Source organism: Pseudomonas sp. GW821-FHT03E01, from assembly GCF_059420765.1.
Window position 1 is genome coordinate 75,840 of sequence record NZ_JBWKUI010000002.1, and the last position, 21,269, is coordinate 97,108.

21 protein-coding genes are annotated in these 21,269 nt (G+C 59.3%); 19 read left to right on the forward strand and 2 right to left on the reverse strand.

Annotated features, from left to right (window positions below; genetic code table 11):
- Positions 1–88 precede the first annotated feature (88 nt).
- The 9 genes from dibA to AC07VO_RS03330 all read left to right on the forward strand — a co-directional run bounded on the left by dibA (position 89) and on the right by AC07VO_RS03330 (position 10,763).
- Positions 89–2,008, forward strand: coding sequence for a phosphodiesterase DibA (gene dibA, locus AC07VO_RS03290; RefSeq protein ID WP_192350743.1), 1,920 nt, complete (start codon positions 89–91; stop codon positions 2,006–2,008).
- Between the two features lie 311 nt (positions 2,009–2,319).
- Complete coding sequence (gene oscA, locus AC07VO_RS03295; RefSeq protein WP_018929364.1) at positions 2,320–2,502, forward strand: sulfur starvation response protein OscA; 183 nt, start codon at positions 2,320–2,322, stop codon at positions 2,500–2,502.
- Positions 2,503–2,633: 131 nt separating this feature from the next.
- A complete protein-coding gene (locus AC07VO_RS03300; protein WP_018929363.1) occupies positions 2,634–3,647 on the forward strand; it encodes a sulfate ABC transporter substrate-binding protein in 1,014 nt (337 codons plus the stop codon).
- Between the two features lie 71 nt (positions 3,648–3,718).
- Positions 3,719–4,537: a sulfate ABC transporter permease subunit CysT gene (gene cysT / locus AC07VO_RS03305; protein ID WP_018929362.1), complete on the forward strand. Its 819-nt coding sequence runs from the start codon at positions 3,719–3,721 to the stop codon at positions 4,535–4,537.
- A 13-nt stretch (positions 4,538–4,550) separates the two neighbouring features.
- Complete coding sequence (gene cysW / locus AC07VO_RS03310) at positions 4,551–5,420, forward strand: sulfate ABC transporter permease subunit CysW (RefSeq protein WP_007941037.1); 870 nt, start codon at positions 4,551–4,553, stop codon at positions 5,418–5,420.
- Positions 5,421–5,423: 3 nt separating this feature from the next.
- Positions 5,424–6,413 carry a sulfate/molybdate ABC transporter ATP-binding protein gene (locus AC07VO_RS03315; protein WP_018929361.1) on the forward strand — a complete coding sequence of 330 codons (990 nt, stop codon included), beginning with the start codon at positions 5,424–5,426 and terminating at the stop codon, positions 6,411–6,413.
- A gap of 270 nt (positions 6,414–6,683) precedes the next feature.
- Positions 6,684–8,054, forward strand: a complete 1,371-nt coding sequence (locus AC07VO_RS03320; protein ID WP_064615787.1) for a hypothetical protein — start codon at positions 6,684–6,686, stop codon at positions 8,052–8,054.
- The gene (locus AC07VO_RS03325; RefSeq protein ID WP_019581704.1) at positions 8,044–8,556 is read left to right on the forward strand and encodes a hypothetical protein; all 513 of its coding nucleotides are present in this window, start codon (positions 8,044–8,046) and stop codon (positions 8,554–8,556) included. The genes AC07VO_RS03320 and AC07VO_RS03325 overlap by 11 nt, the downstream gene beginning before the upstream one ends.
- A complete protein-coding gene (locus AC07VO_RS03330) occupies positions 8,553–10,763 on the forward strand; it encodes a GMC family oxidoreductase (protein ID WP_192350745.1) in 2,211 nt (736 codons plus the stop codon). Before AC07VO_RS03325 ends, AC07VO_RS03330 begins: the two co-directional genes overlap by 4 nt.
- Before the next feature lie 43 nt (positions 10,764–10,806).
- On the opposite strand, the gene AC07VO_RS03335 is transcribed toward AC07VO_RS03330, so the two are convergent.
- Complete coding sequence (locus AC07VO_RS03335) at positions 10,807–11,325, reverse strand: Mpo1 family 2-hydroxy fatty acid dioxygenase (protein ID WP_086944181.1); 519 nt, start codon at positions 11,323–11,325, stop codon at positions 10,807–10,809.
- 84 nt (positions 11,326–11,409) lie between these two features.
- On the opposite strand from AC07VO_RS03335, the gene AC07VO_RS03340 reads away from it, so the two are divergent.
- Positions 11,410–12,096, forward strand: coding sequence for a Crp/Fnr family transcriptional regulator (locus AC07VO_RS03340; protein WP_086944180.1), 687 nt, complete (start codon positions 11,410–11,412; stop codon positions 12,094–12,096).
- A gap of 86 nt (positions 12,097–12,182) precedes the next feature.
- Positions 12,183–12,548: a response regulator gene (locus AC07VO_RS03345; protein ID WP_019581708.1), complete on the forward strand. Its 366-nt coding sequence runs from the start codon at positions 12,183–12,185 to the stop codon at positions 12,546–12,548.
- A 71-nt stretch (positions 12,549–12,619) separates the two neighbouring features.
- On the opposite strand, the gene AC07VO_RS03350 is transcribed toward AC07VO_RS03345, so the two are convergent.
- Positions 12,620–13,624: an AraC family transcriptional regulator gene (locus AC07VO_RS03350; protein WP_019581709.1), complete on the reverse strand. Its 1,005-nt coding sequence runs from the start codon at positions 13,622–13,624 to the stop codon at positions 12,620–12,622.
- Between the two features lie 100 nt (positions 13,625–13,724).
- Here AC07VO_RS03350 and AC07VO_RS03355 point away from each other — a divergent pair, with 100 nt between their 5' ends.
- The 8 genes from AC07VO_RS03355 to AC07VO_RS03390 all read left to right on the forward strand — a co-directional run bounded on the left by AC07VO_RS03355 (position 13,725) and on the right by AC07VO_RS03390 (position 21,220).
- Positions 13,725–14,798 (forward strand): fatty acid desaturase, encoded by a 1,074-nt coding sequence (locus AC07VO_RS03355; RefSeq protein WP_086944179.1) that lies wholly within the window; start codon positions 13,725–13,727, stop codon positions 14,796–14,798.
- 378 nt (positions 14,799–15,176) lie between these two features.
- Positions 15,177–15,758 (forward strand): alpha/beta hydrolase, encoded by a 582-nt coding sequence (locus AC07VO_RS03360; RefSeq protein WP_018929354.1) that lies wholly within the window; start codon positions 15,177–15,179, stop codon positions 15,756–15,758.
- A 55-nt stretch (positions 15,759–15,813) separates the two neighbouring features.
- Positions 15,814–16,746, forward strand: coding sequence for a sigma 54-interacting transcriptional regulator (locus AC07VO_RS03365; RefSeq protein ID WP_086944178.1), 933 nt, complete (start codon positions 15,814–15,816; stop codon positions 16,744–16,746).
- Positions 16,747–17,009: 263 nt separating this feature from the next.
- Entirely contained in the window at positions 17,010–17,792 is a 783-nt protein-coding gene (locus tag AC07VO_RS03370) for a MetQ/NlpA family ABC transporter substrate-binding protein (RefSeq protein ID WP_007941045.1), read from the forward strand.
- 465 nt (positions 17,793–18,257) lie between these two features.
- Positions 18,258–18,923, forward strand: coding sequence for an amino acid ABC transporter permease (locus AC07VO_RS03375; RefSeq protein WP_086944177.1), 666 nt, complete (start codon positions 18,258–18,260; stop codon positions 18,921–18,923).
- Complete coding sequence (locus AC07VO_RS03380) at positions 18,904–19,563, forward strand: amino acid ABC transporter permease (protein WP_018929350.1); 660 nt, start codon at positions 18,904–18,906, stop codon at positions 19,561–19,563. The genes AC07VO_RS03375 and AC07VO_RS03380 overlap by 20 nt, the downstream gene beginning before the upstream one ends.
- A complete protein-coding gene (locus AC07VO_RS03385; protein ID WP_086944176.1) occupies positions 19,560–20,342 on the forward strand; it encodes an amino acid ABC transporter ATP-binding protein in 783 nt (260 codons plus the stop codon). Before AC07VO_RS03380 ends, AC07VO_RS03385 begins: the two co-directional genes overlap by 4 nt.
- Positions 20,339–21,220 (forward strand): transporter substrate-binding domain-containing protein, encoded by an 882-nt coding sequence (locus tag AC07VO_RS03390; protein WP_086944175.1) that lies wholly within the window; start codon positions 20,339–20,341, stop codon positions 21,218–21,220. The genes AC07VO_RS03385 and AC07VO_RS03390 overlap by 4 nt, the downstream gene beginning before the upstream one ends.
- The last annotated feature ends 49 nt before the right edge of the window (positions 21,221–21,269 follow it).

Consider the following 21,269-nt stretch of genomic DNA (forward strand, 5'->3'; position numbering starts at 1 on the left):
TAAAACCAGTCGCCCTTTCAGATAAGAGTGGCCGGATGTTTCTTTAATCTATAATTCCAGTCTTTTTTGTAGGGACATGGACGCTCGAATGTCAGCCACATATCGCGATGCCTTGCGTGCAGCGCTACTTTATCTGGTGCTTTCCGTAGTCTGGCTTCAGTTCAGTGGTTATTTATTGAACAGTTTCTTCGATAACTCCACCGACCTGCTGCGCTGGCAACTGATCAACGGTTATGCCTGGGTGGCCTTCAGTGCCGGGCTGATTTTCATCGCGCGGGCACGTTTGTTTCGCTGCCTGGGCGTCGGCGCCAAATTGCGTGAACGTAATGCCGACCGGGAACGTTTGCGACAGGCGGCCGCGGTGTTCGATTGCACCCGCGAAGGGGTGCTGGTCACCAATAACAAAGGGCTGATCGTCCATGTGAACCGGGCGTTCATGGAAATCACCGGCTACCAGTGTGAGGAAGTGCTGGGTCAACGACCGAGCATGTTCAAGTCGGGCCATCACCCGCCGGGTTTCTACCAGTCGATGTTCGCGACACTCGACAGCCTCGGCGAGTGGAGCGGGGAAATCTGGAATCGTCGCAAAAGCGGCGAGATTTACCCGCAATGGCAGACGATCCGCCTCGTTCATGACGATCAGGGGCGGCTCAGCCAGTACGTTGCGGTGTTTTCCGACATCAGTGCGATCAAGAACTCCGAGCATGAACTGACGCGCCTGGCCCACCACGATCCGCTGACCGATCTGCCCAATCGCCTGCTGTTTACCGACCGTGCCGGGCAGGCTGTGGCCTCGGCGCAGGCCCATAAGCGCGGTTGTGCGTTGCTGATGATCGACCTCGATCACTTCAAATTGATCAACGACAGCCTCGGTCACAGTGTTGGTGATCAATTGCTCAAGGGCGTGGCTGAGCGTCTGAACACCTTGTTCGGCCCGGGCATCACCCTGGCGCGGCTCAGTGGCGACGAATTTGCCCTGTTGGCTGAAAATTGCCCGCAACCGGGGCATGCCGCGGCGCTGGCCCAGCGGGTCATCGATGGTCTCAAGGAGCGGTTTCAGATTGACCGGCATTCGTTGTTCATCAACGCCAGTGTCGGCATCAGCCTGTTCCCCAGCGATGCGTTGAGCGCCGAGCAACTGTTGCGCAATGCCGACTCGGCACTGTTCAAGGCCAAGAGCGCCGGTCGCGACAGCTATGCCCTCTACACCGAAGAGCTGACCGCGCATGCCCAGCAACGTGTCGAGATTGCGTTCGAATTGCGCCGAGCACTGGAGCAGCAAGAGTTGCGGGTTTATTACCAACCCGTGCACGACCTCAAAACCAGCCGTCTGATCGGCGTCGAAGCCCTGGTGCGCTGGGAGCATCCACAGCGCGGGCTGGTGTCACCGGCTGAGTTCATCCCCATTGCTGAACGCACCGGGTTGATTGCCGAGATCGATGCCTGGGTCATGCGCCAGGCCTGTCAGCAAATGTGCCAGTGGCACGCCGCAGGCGTGGTGTTGTCGTTTGTTGCGGTGAACGTTTCTTCGCGCCTGTTCGCTCGCCGTGAGTTGTACCAGCAGGTGGCTCAGGTGCTGCACGACACCGGGCTGGATCCGGCGTATCTGGAGCTGGAAGTCACCGAAAGCGCGGTGATGGAGGATCCGGAAGTGGCGCTGGAGCAGATGCATCGCTTGCGTGAGTTAGGCGTGCGGCTGGCCATCGATGACTTCGGCACGGGCTATTCGTCGTTGCTGCGACTCAAGCGTTTACCGGTGCAAAAACTCAAGATCGATCAGGGATTCGTCGCAGGCTTGCCGGGTGATGAGGATGACGCGGCGATCGCGCGGGTGATCGTTGCGTTGGCGCAAAGCATGGGAATGCAGGTGCATGCCGAGGGGATCGAGCAGGTCGAACAGGCGGCTTTCCTGCTTGAGCACGATTGCGATCTGGGGCAGGGCTACTGGTTTGGGCGACCTGTACCGGCGGCGTCCTTGGATTGGGTTCGGGCGCCGGTGATTGGATGAGTGCCTGAACTGCTTCTTGTGGCGAGGGGGCTTGCCCCCGTTGGGGCGCGTAGCGGCCCCAAATCTTTGCGTCTGCTACGCAGCCGAACGGGGCGGTGCGGCGTTCCGACAAGCCCCCTCGCCACAGGGTTTTGTGTGGCCCTGAAAATAGTAGATCCCCCGCAATCCCTTGTCCCATCAAATAATGCATTCTGGTTATATAAACATTCTTAAATAGTCTTTTTAAGAATATCTGCGCCTATCTACTATTGCTCTCACGCCGTACGCAGTGCCCGCCACTGCCAGGCATATCTCATTAAAGGAGCAGCACCATGAGCGCATCCCTACGCAGTGTTGACGGGCAGGACGAAGCCACCATTTTGCGCGAGATCCAGAGCGCGTTGCGCGATCTGCGCTTTGGCGCGGTGGAAATCACCGTGCACAACGCCCAGGTGGTACAGATCGAACGCAAAGAGAAATTCCGTTTGCAGCATCCGGGCAACAAGTCGAGCTGAAGCAAAGGTCAAAAGATCGCAGCCTTCGGCGGCTCCTACGGGAGCGTCGAAGGCTTCGATCCTTGAGTCAGGCAACCCGTTCCAGACCATAAGAAAAAGCCACCACACCAAGAATTCCAGGAGCTTTCACCATGTCGTCGATTCGCCATTTTGCGTTGGCCGCCCTGGCCAGTGCCCTTTTTGCTGGGTCCGCGGTTGCCAAGGATTACGAACTGCTCAACGTGTCGTATGACCCGACCCGCGAGCTGTATCAGGACTACAACGCCGAGTTCATCAACTTCTGGAAGAAAGACCACGCTGGCGACAACGTGAAGATCCAGCAGTCCCACGGTGGCTCAGGCAAGCAGGGCCGGGCGGTGATCGACGGTCTGCGGGCCGATGTGGTGACCCTGGCCCTGGCCGGCGACATCGACGAAATCGCCAAGCTCGGCAAGAGCCTGCCGGCTGACTGGCAGAAGCGTCTGCCGGAAGCGAGCACGCCTTACACCTCGACCATCGTGTTCCTGGTGCGCAAGGGCAACCCGAAAGGCATCAAGGACTGGGGTGACCTGACCAAGAACGGTGTGGAAGTCATCACCCCGAACCCGAAAACCTCCGGCGGTGCACGCTGGAACTTCCTCGCGGCCTGGGCCTATGGCCTGAAAGCCAATGGCGGTAACGAAGCCAAGGCCAAAGAGTACGTACAGACCCTGTTCAAGCACGTGCCTGTGCTGGATACCGGTGCTCGCGGTTCGACCATCACTTTCGTCAACAACGGTCAGGGCGACGTGTTGCTGGCCTGGGAAAACGAAGCTTTCCTGGCCTTGAAAGAAGACGGCGGCGCCGACAAGTTCGACATCGTCGTGCCTTCGCTGTCGATCCTTGCCGAGCCACCGGTGGCCGTGGTCGACAAGAACGCCGAGAAAAAGGGCAACACCGAAATCGCCGAAGCGTACCTCAAGCACCTGTACAGCCCGGCCGGCCAGGAAATTGCGGCGAAAAACTTCTATCGTCCACGTGACAAGGACGTAGCTGCCAAGTACGCCAAACAGTTCCCGACCCTGGAACTGGTGACCATCGACAAGGACTTCGGCGGCTGGAAAACCGCCCAGCCGAAATTCTTCAATGACGGTGGCGTGTTCGACCAGATTTACCAGGCGCAGTAGCCTGAAATAGATCTGCCAACGGGCCCCGATCTTGCCGTCGGGGCTTAGTGCGTTTTCAACCAAGGACTTTTATGTCGCGTCGTATCTCCCCCGTCATACCCGGCTTCGGGCTGACGCTGGGCTACACCTTGGTGTACCTCAGCCTGATTGTGCTCATTCCACTGGCGGCGATGTTCGTGCATGCCGCTCAACTGACCTGGGACCAGTTCTGGGCAATCATCTCGGCACCTCGGGTGCTGGCCGCGTTGAAGCTGAGCTTCGGCACCGCGTTGTACGCCGCGATCATCAACGGCGTGATCGGCACGCTGCTGGCCTGGGTGCTGGTGCGCTACACCTTCCCGGGGCGCAAAGTCATCGATGCGATGATCGATCTGCCCTTCGCATTGCCCACTGCCGTGGCCGGTATCGCGTTGACCGCGCTGTACACCCCCACCGGCCTGGTGGGTCAGTTCGCGGCGGACCTGGGTTTCAAGATCGCGTATACCCCCCTCGGCATCACCCTGGCGCTGACTTTTGTAACACTTCCATTCGTAGTACGTACGGTACAGCCTGTACTGGCCGATATCCCCCGTGAAGTGGAGGAGGCGGCGGCGTGCCTGGGGGCAAATCCGTTGCAGGTTTTCCGCCATATTCTGATGCCGGCGCTGCTCCCGGCCTGGCTGACCGGTTTCGCCTTGGCCTTTGCCCGTGGGGTCGGCGAGTACGGTTCGGTGATTTTCATCGCTGGCAACATGCCGATGAAAACCGAAATTCTGCCGCTGCTGATCATGGTCAAACTCGACCAGTACGATTACACCGGCGCCACCTCCATTGGTGTACTGATGCTGGTGGTTTCCTTTGTCCTGTTGCTGCTGATCAACTTGTTGCAGCGGCGCATCGAAACCCCATAAGGAGGCGCGAAAAATGTCCCAATCGTCTATTGCAGCGGCCTCCTCGAACGCCGCCCGCCGTGGCAGTGCAGCTTCGCGGCGAATCCTCATCGGCCTCGGCTGGCTGATCTTTGCGCTGTTTCTGTTGTTGCCGTTGTTCATCGTGGTGTCCCAGGGCCTGAAGCTGGGCCTGGGTGCGTTCTTCACCGCGATCTTCGAACCGGACGCTTTGTCGGCCCTGAAACTCACGGTGATTGCGGTGTTGATTTCGGTGCCGCTGAACCTGGTGTTCGGGGTCAGCGCCGCATGGTGCGTGAGCAAATATTCGTTCCGCGGCAAGAGCATGCTGGTGACCCTGATCGACTTGCCGTTCTCGGTGTCGCCGGTGATCGCAGGTCTGGTCTACGTGCTGATGTTCGGCGCCCAGGGCTTGTTCGGCCCATGGTTGCAGGATCACGACATCCAGATCGTCTTCGCCTTGCCGGGCATCGTGCTGGCGACGATTTTCGTCACCGTGCCGTTCGTGGCCCGTGAGCTGATCCCGCTGATGCAGGAACAAGGTACCCAGGAGGAAGAGGCCGCGCGTTTGCTTGGCGCCAATGGCTGGCAGATGTTCTGGCACGTCACCGTGCCGAACATCAAATGGGGCCTGATCTATGGCGTGGTGCTGTGTACCGCGCGGGCCATGGGTGAGTTCGGGGCGGTGTCGGTGGTGTCCGGGCACATTCGCGGGGTGACCAACACCTTGCCGCTGCACGTCGAGATTCTCTACAACGAATACAACCACGTGGCCGCGTTCGCCGTGGCGAGCCTGTTGCTGATCCTGGCGCTCTTCATCCTGCTGCTCAAGCAGTGGAGCGAAAACCGTATTAACCGCCTGCGCGCCAGCGCCGCGGAGGAATAAGTCATGTCGATCGAAGTGCGTAACGTCAGCAAGAACTTTCACGCGTTCAAGGCGCTGGACAACATCAGCCTGGACATTCAAAGCGGCGAGCTGGTGGCGCTGCTGGGGCCGTCCGGCTGCGGCAAGACCACATTGCTGCGAATCATCGCCGGCCTGGAAACCCCGGATCAGGGCAACATCGTGTTCCATGGCGAAGACGTTTCCGGCCACGACGTGCGTGATCGCAACGTCGGTTTCGTGTTCCAGCACTACGCCTTGTTCCGTCACATGACGGTGTTCGACAACGTTGCGTTCGGCCTGCGTATGAAGCCGAAAAACCAGCGTCCGAACGAAAGCCAGATTGCGGTGAAAGTCCACGAACTGCTGAACATGGTGCAACTGGACTGGTTGGCCGATCGCTACCCGGAACAACTCTCCGGCGGCCAGCGTCAGCGCATCGCGTTGGCCCGCGCCCTGGCGGTGGAGCCGAAAGTGCTGCTGCTCGACGAGCCTTTTGGTGCACTCGATGCCAAGGTCCGTAAAGAATTGCGTCGCTGGCTCGCGCGGCTGCACGAGGACATCAACCTGACCTCGGTATTCGTGACCCACGACCAGGAAGAAGCTATGGAAGTTGCCGACCGGATCGTGGTGATGAACAAGGGGGTGATCGAGCAGATCGGTTCACCGGGCGACGTCTACGAAAATCCGGCCAGCGATTTCGTCTATCACTTCCTCGGCGATTCGAACCGTCTGCATTTGGGCGAAGATCGGCACGTACTGTTCCGTCCACACGAAGTGTCGCTGTCGCGGCATGAACTGGAAGACCACCACGCCGCTGAAGTGCGGGATATTCGTCCGTTGGGCGCCACCACGCGGGTGACGCTGAAGGTCGAAGGCCAGAGCGAGTTGATTGAAGCTGAAGTGGTGAAGGATCACGACAGCCTGGTTGGATTGACGAAGGGTGAGACGTTGTTCTTCAAACCCAAGGTCTGGCAGAAAGTCGCCAACATTTAAGGGCCAAAGCATCGCGAGCAGGCTCGTTCCAGCAGTGGATTGGTGTTGACCACAAACTCTGTCGGCAACCCAAAGTCCTTGCTCGCGATGGCGTCTCCAAGAACACCCCACCCAATCTGTAATAACACCAACTGACCTTGCTTCGATCGGTTCTACCCCCGTGATTTTTTTGCCTCAAACCCTACCTAGACTCTGACTTGCCAGGAGGCAGTGAGAGTCCATGACGGACCGGTGTTATCTCCTGGCGCCCTGATGCCAAGGAGATAAAGCATGAGAATGGAAGTCAGTCGGCATGGCCCGTTTGGCTGTGCCTTGTTGAGCGCTTTGTTGGGCTCGTCCGCCATTGCCGCCCCCTCACTGTCGCCGCAGATACCCTTTGATGTCACGGTTACCCAACCGGTTTCTCTGCCCAGCCTGCAGGCCGATTTCGATGACTTGTCGTGGCAGACCTTCATCGCCCTGAGCTGGCCGGCGCTGGACAATGGCGATCCAAATACCGGCACCCCCATCGGCAAGCAGGATGGGGCCACGGTGTGGGAAAGCTGGAAAGAGAGCTACCAGATATTCCGGGCCAAGGGCCAGACACCGCTGCCCTGGAATGCCCCGGCAACCCTCCCCGAAGCGTGCAAGTCGCTCAAGCCTGGTCGTCTCCTGCAGCAAATGGGCAAGGTGCCCGATGTGCTGAATGAGTTTATCCAGCCCTTCGAGAGTGGCCCGCTGGTGGATCAGAACGGCGTCTATACGCGCAACGAAATCGTGGTCAACCAATCGATGTTCGACGGGATCGTCAACAACGGGCTGTACAGCATCGAAGGCCAGCAGAAGTTTTTCGCCGCGAGCCCGAGCAACGCCGTGGCTTTCAGCTGTGGCTCGGCTGAGACGAAGCAGGTCGGTGCGGTGATGGTGAAGGCGTCGTGGAAAGTGCTTGGCCCCAATGATCGCAGGCAGGATTTCCACACCGTCGATGCACTGGTCTATACACCGGGCAACAACGATCCGAGTCATGGGCCGATTGTCGAGGAGTCGTGTGTATCCGAGCCGGTCGGGCTGGTGGGGTTGCACATCGTTCATAAGACCGCCAATGCCGCGCAGTGGGTCTGGTCAACCTTTGAACATGTGAAAAACGTACCGGAGAAATCCACGCCTCCTGAGCAGCGGGTGGGCCCGTACCTGTTCTACAACGTCAACAGCAAGAGCGACGTCAACCAGCCTCCGCCACGGCCGTGGAACCCGGCAGTCAAGGCGACGCCCTCGCAGATCGAGCGTGACGCGCCGCTGACCGACGCCACCAAAAAGCTGAACACCACGTACCAGGCCCTGCTGCGAACGGTCAATCCGCAGAGCGTGTGGGCGAACTATCAATTGATCAGCACCCAGTGGCCGTCAGCCCCTCCACAGCCCAATTGCCAGATATCGGCGACCAACCCACTGGGCAGTCCCGCGCCCTTGTTCCTGGCCAACGCCACGCTGGAAACCTATATCCAGGGCACCGTGCCCCAGGCGTCTTCCAGCTGCATGGCGTGCCACGGCAATGCGGCCACCCATGTCACCGAATCTCCGCGCACCAGCTTCGCGGATTTCACCTACCTGCTTGAACGCGCACAGTCCACGGGTGGACAAGGAGTCAGCCATGAGCAGTGATCTGCAAAACTTCATTGGCCTTTCATCGGCCCTCACCGGCATTCCCGCTGATCGACTGGCACCGGCCATCGACCAGGTGGGCTTGCCGCCGATCTTTCTCGAGTTCATCACGCCGCGCATCACGCCTGATGTGCTCAACGCCTTGCTGACTCAGTACGCCACGATGGCGGCGGACCTTGAGCCTCCGGACCGGATCGCCCAGGCGGTGCTGATGGATGGGGCGCAACCGGCGACCACGCAAACCGCCCGAGCAGCGCGTTCAATCATGAAACTGTGGTTGTTGGGTGTCTGGTATCAGCCCTATGCCACCGGGAGCTACAAATCGACCGACTCGATGGTGGTGTCCGATCAGGCCTACATCAACAGCTGGGCCTGGAAAATTGCCCAGGCCCATCCCATGGGATACAGCGAGATGTTTTTCGGCTATTGGAACACCACGCCGCCGAGCCTTGAGGATTACACCGGGGTACCCGCCAGCGGACAGCAAGGAGCCTTGTCATGAGTACCGAACAAGCGGACGTAGTGATCGTTGGCGCGGGGCTGGCCGGCAGCATCATCGCTTATCAACTGGGCATGGCTGGGGTGGATGTGCTGGTGCTCGAATCAGGCCCGGAAATCCCGGCCAACCGTGCTCAATACCTGGAGCGCTTCTATACGTCCACGCTGAAAACCCCCGAGGCCCCTTACCCACCGGTGACGAGCCTGGACACGCCGCGTGATCCGGCCAACGAGAACGCCCCACGTGCGACCATCGCCGATTTGATCCTGGGCTGGGACAAGCCGGCGATCAGCTACCTGGTGCAGAAAGGCCCGATGCCCTTCACCAGCACCTATGAACGGGTCGGCGGCGGCACCACCTGGCATTGGGTAGGGACATGTCTGCGCATGGTGCCGAACGATTTTTGCTTGAAATCAAAATACGGCGTCGGGGTGGACTGGCCTATCGGCTACGACGATCTGCAAAGTGCCTACTGCCGGGCCGAGGCGGAAATCGGCGTGGCGGCCAATGTCGCCGACCAGGCCTATCTGGGCATGACCTTTCCCGAAGGTTATTCATTCCCGATGCACAGCATTCCGTTGTCGTTGGTCGATGGCAGTTTTGTCACGGCCGTGACGGGGCAGATGTTCGACGGCTTGCCGCTGGTGGTCAGTCCGACGCCCGCCGGGCGTAATTCCCAACCGTACGCGGGGCGCCGGGTGTGTGCCGGCAACACCAACTGCACACCGATCTGCCCGATCCAGGCCAAGTACGATGCGACAGTGACAATGAACAAAGCCCTGGCTACCGGTAAGGTCAAGGTGTTGTACCGAACCGTGGCGAGCAAAGTGACCGTCGGGGCGGACAGCAATATCAACGGTATCGAATTCATTCAGTATCAGCTTGGCGACGGCCCGGTCACTGGAACCGGCGTCGCTATCGGGCAGCGTTATGTGATCGCCGCCCATGCCATCGAGACACCCAAGTTATTGCTCAACTCGGTCAGCGCTGCCTGGCCCAAAGGTGTGGCCAACAGCAGTGGGCAAGTAGGGCGCAGCCTGGCCGATCACCCGATCTACCTGGCATGGGGGCTGATGCCTGAAGGCAAGGCGGTTTTTCCGTACCGGGGTCCTCTGTCCACGGCGGGCATCGAGAGTTTGCGTGACGGTGACTTTCGCAGCTCTCGAGCGGCGTGGCGCATCGAAATCGGTAACGAGGGCTGGAACTGGCCGGCCACCGATCCTTACACCACCGTGGCTGACTTCATCGACGGGGCGAATCACAGTCAAACCAACCCGCTACCGCCGGCCTTGAAACCACAGCAAGTGCTCTATGGGACAGCATTGGTTCAAAAGCTCAACGACTTGTTCATCCGTCAGTTCCGGATCGCGTTTCTGGTGGAGCAGGTCGAGGACGATCCCGATCACCCCACGTGTTACATCGTGCCGTCGACCGAGTACAAGGACCGGCTCGGCATTCCCCGGCCGGAAATTCACTATGACCTGTCCAAATACACCAAGGAGGGCTTCAAGCAGGCGAAGAAGTTGGCGACTCACATCATCACCGAACTGCTCGGCGCGGTGGAGCTGACGAAGCCTCTCACGCCCGGGACGTTCACCTATGACAATGAGCCCTACAGTTTCCAGGGCGCCGGACACCTGATGGGGACCTATCGCATGGGCGATGATCCAACCAAATCGGTCGTCGACAAATACCAGCGCAGTTGGGACCACAAGAACCTGTTCCTGGTGGGCGATGGTGTCTTCCCCAGCACCGGCACTTCGAACCCGAGCCTGACGATTGCTGCGTTGTCGTTCCAGGCCGGGGATACGCTGGCCAACGACCTGAAGGCTGCGACGGTGGAGGTTCTGGCCAATCTGCCCTGGCAGGGCACCGGTGTACAGATCAACGGTCTGGTTCCACGTCTGGCTCGTTGTGTCCTTGGCTTATGGTGCGCCAGCCCGGAGGGTAATTGGGTGGATGGAAAGGGCAATCCGAACTACATCGCCAAGTTCGGCTATACGCTGATGGGGGCCGCCGAAGGTGCTTTGATCGGCCGTGTTGGTGACTTTGGCATTCCCTTCCTGATCGGCGATCTGGCGCAGATTCCGGCCGGCCAGCAAGGCGAGCTGCAGTTGTGTATCAATGATGACCTGCTAGGCCTCTACGGTGCGGGTTTGAAGGACAACCTCGGTGCACTGACGGTTCGGGTCGAGTTCGGCACGCTGTGAAACCTGGAGCGGTAACGGTATCAATCCGTTACCGCTCTTTTTCTCAGGCGGCGGAGCGTTGATTGCGCAAGGCCACTGGCCCGGCGCGTTCTTCGATGGCTCGTTTCAGCTCGGTCCGAAGCCCCAGTAGAAAGCCTGCTTCCACCACCACGAACAATGGCCCGACAATCAGTCCGGTCAGATCGTCGACAAACGCCGGTTTTCGCCCCTCGTAATGATGACCGACAAACTGTATCGCCCAGCCCACCACAAACATCCCGATGCCGGCGCCAAGCCAGACGAATGTGCTCTGCTGCGCAAGCATATGCCCCAGCCAGACCGACAGGCCCAGCAATACCGTCATCAGCACCCCCAGCCGCAGTTCCAGGCGCAGGTAAAACCACGCCGACACCAGTGACACCAGCACTGCCGGTGACAGCCAGCCCCCGGCCCATTGCGGACGCGACAGCAACACCGCGACCGCCACGACGATCAGGGGAATGCCCACGAAGTGGCTGGCGATATTGCGCGGATCACGGTGGTAGGCGGCGTATTGACTGAGATGGTCAACGAGGCTTTTCATTGTTATTCCTCCTGTAGAGTGATTGATGATGCCCCGGGTTCATCTCTCGCTCTGTCAGCCAGGCGACAATCTCCAGGAGTTTTCATGGACATGCAGGTTTGGCGTTCGCGCCTGATGACGGGGCAATGGTTCAGTCACTTGCCTGTTTCCTTACAGGATAGTCTGCTGGCAATCGCCAGGATTCGGCGGCTGTCACCGGGGCAACTGCTGTTCAAACGCGGTGATCCTCCGTGCGGGTTGTATGCGGTGCTTGAAGGTTCGGTGCGCATTGGCGCGGTGAATGAGCAGGGCAAGGAAGCGCTGCTGAGCCTGGTGGAACCGCCGCACTGGTTCGGCGAAATCTGCCTGTTCGATGGCCAGCCGCGAACCCATGATGCCTACGCCGTGGGCCAGTGCATTCTGTTGCACATCCCGCAAACAGCGCTGCTGGCATTGCTCGACGAACACCCGGTGTACTGGCAGCAACTGGCATTGCTGATGAGCCACAAACTGCGCCTGACCTTCATCAACCTCGAACAGCTGAGCCTGATGCCAGCCCCGGCGCGCCTGGCCCATCGCTTGCTGATGATCGCCGAGGGCTATGGTGAAATCGACCTGCCGCGCCGCGTTCTGCAACTGCCGCAAGAGCAATTGGCGTCGATGCTGTCGTTGTCGCGCCAGACCACCAACCAGATCCTCAAGGACTTGCAGGGGCAGGGGATTCTGAATCTCAGGTATGGCGAGATCGAGATTCTGGATGCGCAGCGGTTGCGGGCGTTGGCGGTGGTTTGATGTGCACTTGCAGGCGCTGTCGATTTTATTGATGGGCTTTGTCCACGAACGCGCCTAGCCTGTGAAGACGACAATCGAGGTGTGCCATGCGTGTGCTGTTAGTGGAAGACGAACCCGAGACCGCCAGCCTCCTGGCCAAAGGCCTGAGCGAAGCGAGTTATGCGGTGGATGTAGCGCTCAATGGCATGGACGGCCGGCGCTTCATCGAGTCTGGCGAATATGAATTGATCATCCTCGACGTGATGCTGCCGGGGCTCAACGGCTGGCAGTTGCTGCAGCAGATCCGCAAGCTCGGCGATACGCCGGTGCTGTTGCTCACCACCACGGACGGCATCGAGGACAGGCTGCGCGGGTTGGAGTTGCATGAGGATGATTACCTGCTCAAGCCGTTTACCGTCAGTGAGCTGGTGAAGCGGGTGCGCAAGCTATTGCGGCGAGATCGGGGGCGGTAGCAGTAGCGGTTTCAGTGGTGCTTGAGAAATTGCGATGGGGGGCGGAAATCTCAACACGCTTTGCGGATCTATTACCGCAACCCATCCCGAAACTGCCCCGGCGTCATCCCCGTCCAGCGCTTGAACGCGCGGCTGAAGCTGCTGGTGTCGGCGAATCCCAATAGGTAACTGACCTCGCTCAACGAGCACTGCGGATCGCGCAGGTGCAGCAGCGCCAGGTTTTCCCGACTTTCGTTGAGCAGCGTATCGAATCGACAACCTTCGTCCGCCAGGTGCCGTTGCAGGCTGCGCAAGCTCAAGTGCAGTGCTTCGGCGATGCGATCGGCCGACGGTTCGCCCTCAGGCAGTTGCTCTTCAATGGCGTCGCGAACCTTGCGCTCCCAGGTCAGGGGCTTGAGTTGCGCCAGGGTGCGTTTGAGCACGGTTTCGTTGTGTTCGGCCAGTTCCGGGTTGGCGTCGTCCAGGTGGCTGTCGAAATCCACCAGGGCGAATTCCAGTCGGTCTTCCTCGGCGGCGAAATACACCGGCGAACGGAACACTTTGTGCCATTGATGCGGGTCGGCAGGTTCCGGACGGCGCAGATAAACCGCCAGCGGCGCGTAGTCACGGCCCAGCCGGTTACGGCAGGTGCGCACGTAAATCGCCGCGAAGGCGTCGATGGCTTCGAAGGCTGGCGCGGGGTTGCCTTGGGGGATTTTCAGGCGGAAGCGGTAGCGATCCTCGGCGCGGGTCAACTCCAGGTCCAGCGCATCGCTGACCACCTGGTGATAACGCACGATGCGCTCGAACACTTCCCGCAAGCTGCCGCTGGCCACCAACGCATACCCGAGCGCATGGAACGTGGTCGGGCTGACAAACCGCGACACCCGCAAGCCAATCGCCGGGTCGCCACTGACCTGCACCGCGATTTCCCACAGGCGTGTGGTGCCGGACAACGGGTAACGGGCGTTCGGGTCGTCCATCAACTGCGGATCGAGCCCCGCCTGTCGGCACAGGGCGGTGCTGTCGAGGCCCAGCGCATCGAGCTGCTTGCGCAGGGCGCGGGTCCAGCTGGCGAGGGAGGTCGGTTCAGTCATGTCGATTGGCGCGTCCGGTCAACAGGTTGGCGTTCACGGCTACCGCTGTGTGAAGCATCACAGGGCAGGATGCGAACATCAATAACCAGAGGATGGAAGCATGGACGGTACTTCTGCAAGTCCCCAGCGACTGAATGCAGCACAACGATCAGCGCATATTCGCCAGGTGGTATTGGCCAAGGGCGTCGAGTTGCGTCGGCGCTACCCGATTCTCAACCATCAGGACGCCTTGGGTGCGGGCATCCTGGCCTTCGCCCTGGCCGGGATGATCGGTTCGGCAGTGCTCTATATCAACGGATACATGGACTGGTGGGCATGCTTGTTGGTCAACGCGTTCTTCGCCTCGTTGACCCATGAACTTGAGCATGACCTGATCCACAGCATGTATTTTCGCAAACAGCGGGTGCCGCATAACCTGATGATGGGCCTGGTGTGGCTGGCGCGGCCGAGCACCATCAATCCGTGGATCCGCCGCCATTTGCACCTCAACCACCACAAGGTGTCCGGCACTGAAGCCGACATGGAAGAGCGGGCGATCACCAACGGTGAGCCCTGGGGTTTTGCGCGGCTGTTGATGGTTGGCGACAACGTGATGTCGGCGCTTATCCGCATGCTGCGGGCCAAGACCTGGGCGCACAAGTTCAGCATCCTCAAGCGCTCCCTGAAAGTTTACGCACCGCTGGCGCTGATGCATTGGGGGGCGTGGTATGTGTTCCTCGGTTTTCACGCCGCCAACGGCATCGCGCATCTATCGGGGGCGCCCATCGAATGGTCGGCGACGACATTGGCGGTGATGCAAGTGATCGACATCGCTGTCGTGGTGATCATCGGTCCGAACGTGTTGCGCACGTTCTGCCTGCACTTTGTCAGCTCGAACATGCACTACTACGGAGACGTCGAGCCGGGGAATGTGATTCAGCAGACTCAGGTCTTGAACCCTTGGTGGCTGTGGCCGTTGCAGGCGTTCTGCTTCAACTTCGGCAGCAGCCACGGGATCCATCATTTTGTGGTGAAGGAGCCGTTTTACATCCGCCAGATGACGGTGCCGGTGGCGCATGAGGTGATGCGTGAGATGGGGGTTCGGTTCAATGATTTCGGGACGTTTGCACGGGCGAACCGATTTGCGCACAAGGCGACCACAGAACCCCGTCAGGTGCATGCCGCCCAGGTTTGAGCAAGGCACCCGGAAACTCAAAGGCGAAAAACGCTCGTCATCAATTTGACCCAAAGGGACGCTAAGTTGTGACGCAAGCAGCGAGGGGTCGGCGATTGCCGAAGATGATTCGTATATGTGATTTAGGTCTAATAAAGTAATTAAATATTCCTTTATTGGATAACCGATTTCGCCAATCATCGGCTTCAGGATTGTTGATCAGCGCAAACAGATTTTGAGTTTCCGGGGCCGTCTCCTTGGCAGGGAGCGGCCCCTTTTTTATTTCGGGCAAACACATATTCGATATTGGTCTTAATAAATAGCTTCTTATTCCTTAACGAATATAACTCTCCTCCCTATACTCGATCAGGAACAGACACACAGCAGGAGAGCTCCCCCATGCGCAACGAATCAATTCGCTACCTGATTGTGCCGGGCTGGCAAGGATCGCCAGAAGATCATTGGCAAACCCACTGGCAGAACAGTCTGCCAAACAGCGCGCGGGTGGAGCAGGCCGATTGGCTGACGCCTCGTCGTGAAGACTGGGTCGCAGCGTTGGCCGAGGCGATTGCCGCCGACAGCACGCCTGTGATCCTGATCGCCCATAGCCTGGGTTGCATCACCGTTGCCCATTGGGCAGCCACCGCGCCGCTGCAATTTTTGCGTCAAGTGCGCGGCGCCTTGCTGGTCGCGCCGGCGGACGTCGAGCGCCCGGCCTGCGCGCCGGCCCTACGCAACTTTGCGCCGATCCCGACCCATTTATTGCCGTTCCCGAGCCAGGTCGTCAGCTCTGACAACGACGCCGCCGTGAGCGCGCCACGCGCGCTTGAACTGGCGCGTCAGTGGGGCGCCGAGGCGGGGATTTTATCGGGGGCCGGGCACATCAACGTGAAGTCCGGTCACCGGCGCTGGGAGCAGGGTTTTGCCTATCTCTATCGCCTGCAAAACCGTATGGAACACCACGCCCTGCGACGTGCGTAAACCTTTTTCTTGTTAAACGCCCCCGCCTCCCGGCGGTTTTGGGCGGGAGTCTGCCATGAGTTTGCATGAAATCTTCGGTCAGCCATTGCTGACCTTTCCCGATGCGGAGAAAAGCCCGCTGAGCATCCGCGCCAAGGCGCTGGTGTTTGTCGATCCGCGTTCCCGGCAATTGCGCCAGGAGCTGGAACAATTGGCGCCACGTTCGATCTCGGTGTTGATTCGCGGTGAAACCGGCAGCGGTAAAGAACTGCTGGCGCGGCACATCCATCGCGCCAGTGATCGTGGCGGGTTGTTCGTGTCCGTCAATTGCGGCGCGATCAGCCCGACTTACGCCGATGCTGAACTGTTCGGCTATGCCGCCGGCAGTTACAGCGGTTCGGCCAGCAGTCGTGCCGGCTGGTTCGGCTCGGCCAACGGCGGCACCTTGTACCTGGACGAGATCGGCGACCTGCCGCTGCCGATCCAGATCAAGTTGCTCGCAGCCCTGGAAAACCACGAAGTCACCCGCGTCGGTGCGCACCAGCCGAGCCCGGTGGACGTGCGTCTGGTGGCGGCCACCAGCATCGATCTGGCCCAGGCAGTGGCGGCCGGAAAATTCCATGAGCGGCTTTATCACTACCTCAGCGAGGGCCAGCTCGAATTGCCGGCCTTGCGTGAGCGGGTGGGCGATATTTTATCGCTGGCCGAATACTTCCTCGGCATCTACAGCCAGCGCCTCGACCTGCCGGTGCCACTGATCAGCGAAGCCGCGCAGCATCTGCTGGAGCAACACAGTTGGCCGGGCAACACCCGAGAGCTGGAGAACGTCATTCACTTTGCGCTGCTGGTGAGTACGGGCGATGAGATTTTGCCGGAGCATTTGAATCTGCCCGAGGCGCCTGCATCCTTGCTACAGATCGAACAGCAACTGAAAAAAATCCTCGGCAGCGGCTCCGCCGCCGAAAAAGAGGCCTTGAAAGACCTGCTCAAAGCGACGGGGCTTCTGTAGGAGCGAAGCTTGCTCGCGACAGCGGTGTGCCAGGCAATATTGATGTCGGCTGACACTCCCTCTTCGCGGGCAAGCCTCGCTCCTACAGGGTCGTTCGTGGATTGGACTGTATGAACAAAATGGAATATGAAAGTGAATAAAAGATATTGTTCGGGAATAAAAAATCCCGGTATCGTCCGCGTCACGCCAGCGATAGCACTTCACTGGCACCTAAACATTTAGCCGTCGTCGATGACGACCGTGATTTTCGATAAGGACACTGCATGAAAAAGGTTCTGTTGTTCACCGCATTGGCGGCTGCCCTGACCGCGGGCCTGGCCCAGGCTGGCGAGAAACTGGTGGTTGCGGCGACGCCGATTCCACATGCCGAGATTCTTGAACTGATCAAGCCTACCCTCGCCAAAGAAGGCGTGGACCTGGAAATCAAAGTCTTCACCGACTACGTTCAGCCGAACGTGCAGGTCGATCAGAAGCGTCTGGACGCCAACTACTTCCAGACCCTGCCGTACCTGAAAAGCTTCAACGAAGGCAAAGGCACGAACCTGGTGACTGTGATCGGCGTGCACGTCGAACCGTTCGGCGGCTACTCGAAGAAAGTCAAAACCCTGGCTGAGCTGAAGGACGGCGCAACCATCGCCATCCCGAACGAAGGCAGCAACAGCGGCCGTGCCCTGATCCTGCTGCAGAAGGCTGGCCTGATCGAGTTGAAAGACCCGAAAAACGCTTTGGCCACCCCGAAAGACATCGCCAAGAACCCGCACAATTTCAAGTTCAAGGAACTGGAATCGGCCATGCTGCCGCGTGTTCTGGACCAGGTCGATCTGGACATGATCAACACCAACTACGCGCTGGACGCGGGCCTCAACCCGGCTAAAGACGCACTGGTGATCGAAGGTGCCGATTCGCCTTACGTGAACTTCCTGGTGGCACGTCCGGACAACAAGGACAGCGTTGCCATCCAGAAACTGGCCAAGGCTCTGACCAGCCCGGAAGTGAAGGCGTTCATCGACAAGAAATACAGCGGCGCGGTACTGCCGGCGTTCTGATTGATTGCAGTCTCGAACCCTTCAAGGTTTCAAACGCCGATGGCTACTATAGCGTCGGCGTTTTTTATTGCGCCAAGATCAAAAGATTTCAGGCCACCCGCGTCTTCAACGCCCTGCGCAGCGCCACCAGCAATTTCACGATGTCCTGCGGATCCAGCCGCGGCGTCACTTTTACGTCAGCCATGTTCTCTTCCTTGTGATGGTTCGGCCGGGGGAGTCTGGCCAAAAGCTGCACGTCCTTGGAGGGGCATTTTGAAAAAAAGATCCCTCCTACAGCGCAAAGGAAAATAACCGTCCCCCGCTGCCGTCGCAAATCCGCAGAATAGTTTTTTGCGTGATATCAATATGCTTTAACGGTATTTAAATTCCTCTTTTTATACCTTTAAAGTTGGCGCCTGCCGGGTGGTTATCCACTGCCCATGGACTGCGCCATCGTCGCTTACCGAGCGGCGTACAGGATGTTCAATGACCATCGATTACGCATTTATCCTCAGCACCCTGCCGGCGTTTCTCAAAGCCGTTGGCGTGACGCTGCAGGTCGGCTTCATCGCCATCGGCACTTCGTTGCTGGTGGCGCTGATCAACGCGACGATTCTGGTGTTTCGCACGCCTTACCTGCAGCGCCTGGTCGGGCTGTATGTGGAGCTGGCGCGCAACACGCCATTGCTGATCCAGTTGTTCTTCGTCTACTTCGCCTTGCCGGCCCTGGGCATCAAAGTCTCGGGCTTCGCCGCAGCGATCATCACCATGACCTTTCTCGGTGGGGCCTACCTCACCGAAGTCCTGCGCGCCGGCGTGGATGCCGTGCCCCAGGCGCAACTTGAGTCCGGTCGTTCAATTGGCTTGTCCCACGGGCAATTGCTGCGCTACGTGATCTTGCCGCAGGCCGGCATCCTCAGCCTGCCGTCGCTGTTCGCCAATTTCATATTCCTGCTCAAGGAAACCACGGTGGTCTCGGCGGTGGCGGTGCCGGAGATTCTCTACACCACCAAGAGCTACATCGCGCTCTATTACAAAACCTACGAAATGCTCGCCGTGCTGACGTTGATCTGCGTGCTGTTGTTTTTGCCGTTGTCGCTGCTGCTCAGCCGTCTGGAAAGGAGGCTCCAGCATGGCCAGTTCGGGTCTTGAGTTGCTCATGGTGTCGTTGCCGCAATTGGGCAAGGGCGCTGCACAAACCTTGTCGATTTCATTCCTGAGCATCGCCTTCAGCACCGTCGGCGGGGTGCTCTACGGCGTGTTGCGCACGCTGAATTCGACATGGCTCAACGCAATGCTGCGGGTTTATCTGGAATTGTTCCGGGCGATCCCGGTGCTGGTCTGGTTGTATTTGTTGTTCTTCGGCCTGCCGATTTTTTTCGGCCTGAGCATTCCGAGCTTCTGGTGCGCGGTGCTGGTGCTGTCGCTGTGGGGCGCCAGCGAAGTCGGGGAAGTGGTGCGCGGCGCCTTGCATTCGTTACCGCGCGGCCAGCGAGAAGCGGGATTGTCGATTGGCTTGAACGGCCCGCAACTCTATGGCTACGTGCTGCTGCCCCAGGCGCTGAAACGCATGACGCCGCCGACCATCAACGTCTACACGCGGATCATCAAGACCAGCTCTCTGGCGGTGCTGATCGGCGTGGTGGACGTGATCAAGGTCGGCCAGCAGATCATCGAGCGCACCTACGAATCGGTACTGATCTACGGCGCGCTGTTTCTGTTTTTCTTTTTCATCTGCTACCCGCTGTCAGCCGCTTCCCGCGTGCTGGAGCGGCGCTGGACGCAAGCATGAGCGCATTGATCGAGTTCAAGGGTTTCAACAAGTTTTTCGGCGAGCAGCAGGTGCTCAACGGCATCGACCTGAAGGTGAGAACGGGCGAAGTGATCGTCATCCTCGGCCCCAGCGGCTGTGGCAAAAGCACCTTGCTGCGCTGCCTCAACGGCCTGGAAGTCGCTCACAGCGGCAGCTTGAATTTTGCCGGGCGTGAGTTGCTGGACAAGGGCACCGACTGGCGCGAAGTGCGTCAGCAGATCGGCATGGTATTCCAGAGTTATCACCTGTTTCCGCACATGAGCGTGCTCGATAACGTGCTGCTTGGCCCGGTGAAAGTGCAGAAGCGCGACCGCCGCGAAGCCCGTGCCCAGGCCGAAGCCTTGCTGGCGCGCGTAGGCCTGTTGGACAAGCGCGACGCGTTCCCGCGTCAGCTCTCCGGTGGTCAGCAGCAACGCATCGCCATCGTCCGTTCGCTGTGCATGAACCCCCAAGTCATGCTCTTTGACGAAGTCACCGCCGCCCTCGACCCGGAGATGGTCAAGGAGGTACTCGAAGTGATTCAGGGGCTGGCCCGCGAGGGCATGACCCTGCTGATTGTCACCCACGAAATGGCCTTCGCCCGCGCCGTGGCCGACCGCATCGTGTTCATGGACGCCGGGAGCATCCTTGAGCAACAACCCCCCGAGATTTTCTTTACGAACCCGCAAACCGCACGAGCGCAGCAGTTCCTGGAGAAGTTCTCCTTCGTCGCCGCACTACCCAAAACGACTCAAATAAAGGAATTGGAACTGCCATGAAAACTGCCAAGTCTTCTCTGCTGCTACTCCCGCTGTTCGGCCTGGCGCTGCTGGCCGGTTGCAACAAAACCGAAGAGCCGGCCAAGCCGAAAGTCGCCAGCGTCAGCAGCGCACCGGCCGGTTACCTGGAAAAGATCAAAGCCCGGGACAAGCTGATTGTCGGCGTGTTCACCGACAAACCGCCGTTCGGTTTTGTCGATGAAGCCGGGCGCTACGTGGGGTTCGATACCGACATTGGCCGCCAATTCGCCAAGGATCTGTTGGGCGATGAAAACAAAGTCGAGTTCGTGGCGGTGGAGCCGGCGAGCCGGATTCCATTCCTGCAAAGCGACAAGGTCGACCTGATCCTGGCCAACATGACCGTCACCCCGGAGCGCAAGGAAGCGGTGGACTTCACCAACCCGAACCTCAAGGTGGCGGTGCAGGCGCTGGTGCCGCAGGCCAGTTCAGTGAAGAACCTTGATGACTTGGCGACCCGCACGACTATCGTGACCACGGGCACCACAGCCGATGTCTGGCTGACCAAAAATCACCCGGACTGGAAACTGCTGAAGTTCGAGAAAAACTCCGAGTCCCTGCAAGCCCTGGCCAATGGTCGCGGCGACGCTTATGCGCAGGACAATCTGGTGCTGTTCAGCTGGGCCAAACAAAACCCGGGCTACCGTGTACTGGAGCAGAAGTTGGGCGCCGAAGCACCGATCGCCCCGGCGGTGAAGAAGGGCAACATCGAACTGCGTGATTGGGTGAATGCGGAGTTGGCGAAGCTGGGTGAGGATAAATTTTTGCTCAAGCTGTACGACCAGTACGTGCGTAAAGAGCTGAGCGATGACACCAGGCCTGAGAGCGTGATTGTCGAGGGTGGGAAGTGGCAGGGGTGATTGGCTTCAGCTGATCGTTCCCACCTGTGGTGAGGGAGCTTGTTCCCTC

Bases quoted from the DNA above. Each gene is read 5' to 3' on its own strand.
- dibA (WP_192350743.1), top strand. From the start codon at position 89: ATGTCAGCCACATATCGCGATGCCTTGCGTGCAGCGCTACTTTATCTG.
- oscA (WP_018929364.1), top strand. From the start codon at position 2,320: ATGAGCGCATCCCTACGCAGTGTTGACGGGCAGGACGAAGCCACCATT.
- AC07VO_RS03300 (WP_018929363.1), top strand. From the start codon at position 2,634: ATGTCGTCGATTCGCCATTTTGCGTTGGCCGCCCTGGCCAGTGCCCTT.
- cysT (WP_018929362.1), top strand. From the start codon at position 3,719: ATGTCGCGTCGTATCTCCCCCGTCATACCCGGCTTCGGGCTGACGCTG.
- cysW (WP_007941037.1), top strand. From the start codon at position 4,551: ATGTCCCAATCGTCTATTGCAGCGGCCTCCTCGAACGCCGCCCGCCGT.
- AC07VO_RS03315 (WP_018929361.1), top strand. From the start codon at position 5,424: ATGTCGATCGAAGTGCGTAACGTCAGCAAGAACTTTCACGCGTTCAAG.
- AC07VO_RS03320 (WP_064615787.1), top strand. From the start codon at position 6,684: ATGAGAATGGAAGTCAGTCGGCATGGCCCGTTTGGCTGTGCCTTGTTG.
- AC07VO_RS03325 (WP_019581704.1), top strand. From the start codon at position 8,044: ATGAGCAGTGATCTGCAAAACTTCATTGGCCTTTCATCGGCCCTCACC.
- AC07VO_RS03330 (WP_192350745.1), top strand. From the start codon at position 8,553: ATGAGTACCGAACAAGCGGACGTAGTGATCGTTGGCGCGGGGCTGGCC.
- AC07VO_RS03335 (WP_086944181.1), bottom strand. From the start codon at position 11,325: ATGAAAAGCCTCGTTGACCATCTCAGTCAATACGCCGCCTACCACCGT.
- AC07VO_RS03340 (WP_086944180.1), top strand. From the start codon at position 11,410: ATGGACATGCAGGTTTGGCGTTCGCGCCTGATGACGGGGCAATGGTTC.
- AC07VO_RS03345 (WP_019581708.1), top strand. From the start codon at position 12,183: ATGCGTGTGCTGTTAGTGGAAGACGAACCCGAGACCGCCAGCCTCCTG.
- AC07VO_RS03350 (WP_019581709.1), bottom strand. From the start codon at position 13,624: ATGACTGAACCGACCTCCCTCGCCAGCTGGACCCGCGCCCTGCGCAAG.
- AC07VO_RS03355 (WP_086944179.1), top strand. From the start codon at position 13,725: ATGGACGGTACTTCTGCAAGTCCCCAGCGACTGAATGCAGCACAACGA.
- AC07VO_RS03360 (WP_018929354.1), top strand. From the start codon at position 15,177: ATGCGCAACGAATCAATTCGCTACCTGATTGTGCCGGGCTGGCAAGGA.
- AC07VO_RS03365 (WP_086944178.1), top strand. From the start codon at position 15,814: ATGAGTTTGCATGAAATCTTCGGTCAGCCATTGCTGACCTTTCCCGAT.
- AC07VO_RS03370 (WP_007941045.1), top strand. From the start codon at position 17,010: ATGAAAAAGGTTCTGTTGTTCACCGCATTGGCGGCTGCCCTGACCGCG.
- AC07VO_RS03375 (WP_086944177.1), top strand. From the start codon at position 18,258: ATGACCATCGATTACGCATTTATCCTCAGCACCCTGCCGGCGTTTCTC.
- AC07VO_RS03380 (WP_018929350.1), top strand. From the start codon at position 18,904: ATGGCCAGTTCGGGTCTTGAGTTGCTCATGGTGTCGTTGCCGCAATTG.
- AC07VO_RS03385 (WP_086944176.1), top strand. From the start codon at position 19,560: ATGAGCGCATTGATCGAGTTCAAGGGTTTCAACAAGTTTTTCGGCGAG.
- AC07VO_RS03390 (WP_086944175.1), top strand. From the start codon at position 20,339: ATGAAAACTGCCAAGTCTTCTCTGCTGCTACTCCCGCTGTTCGGCCTG.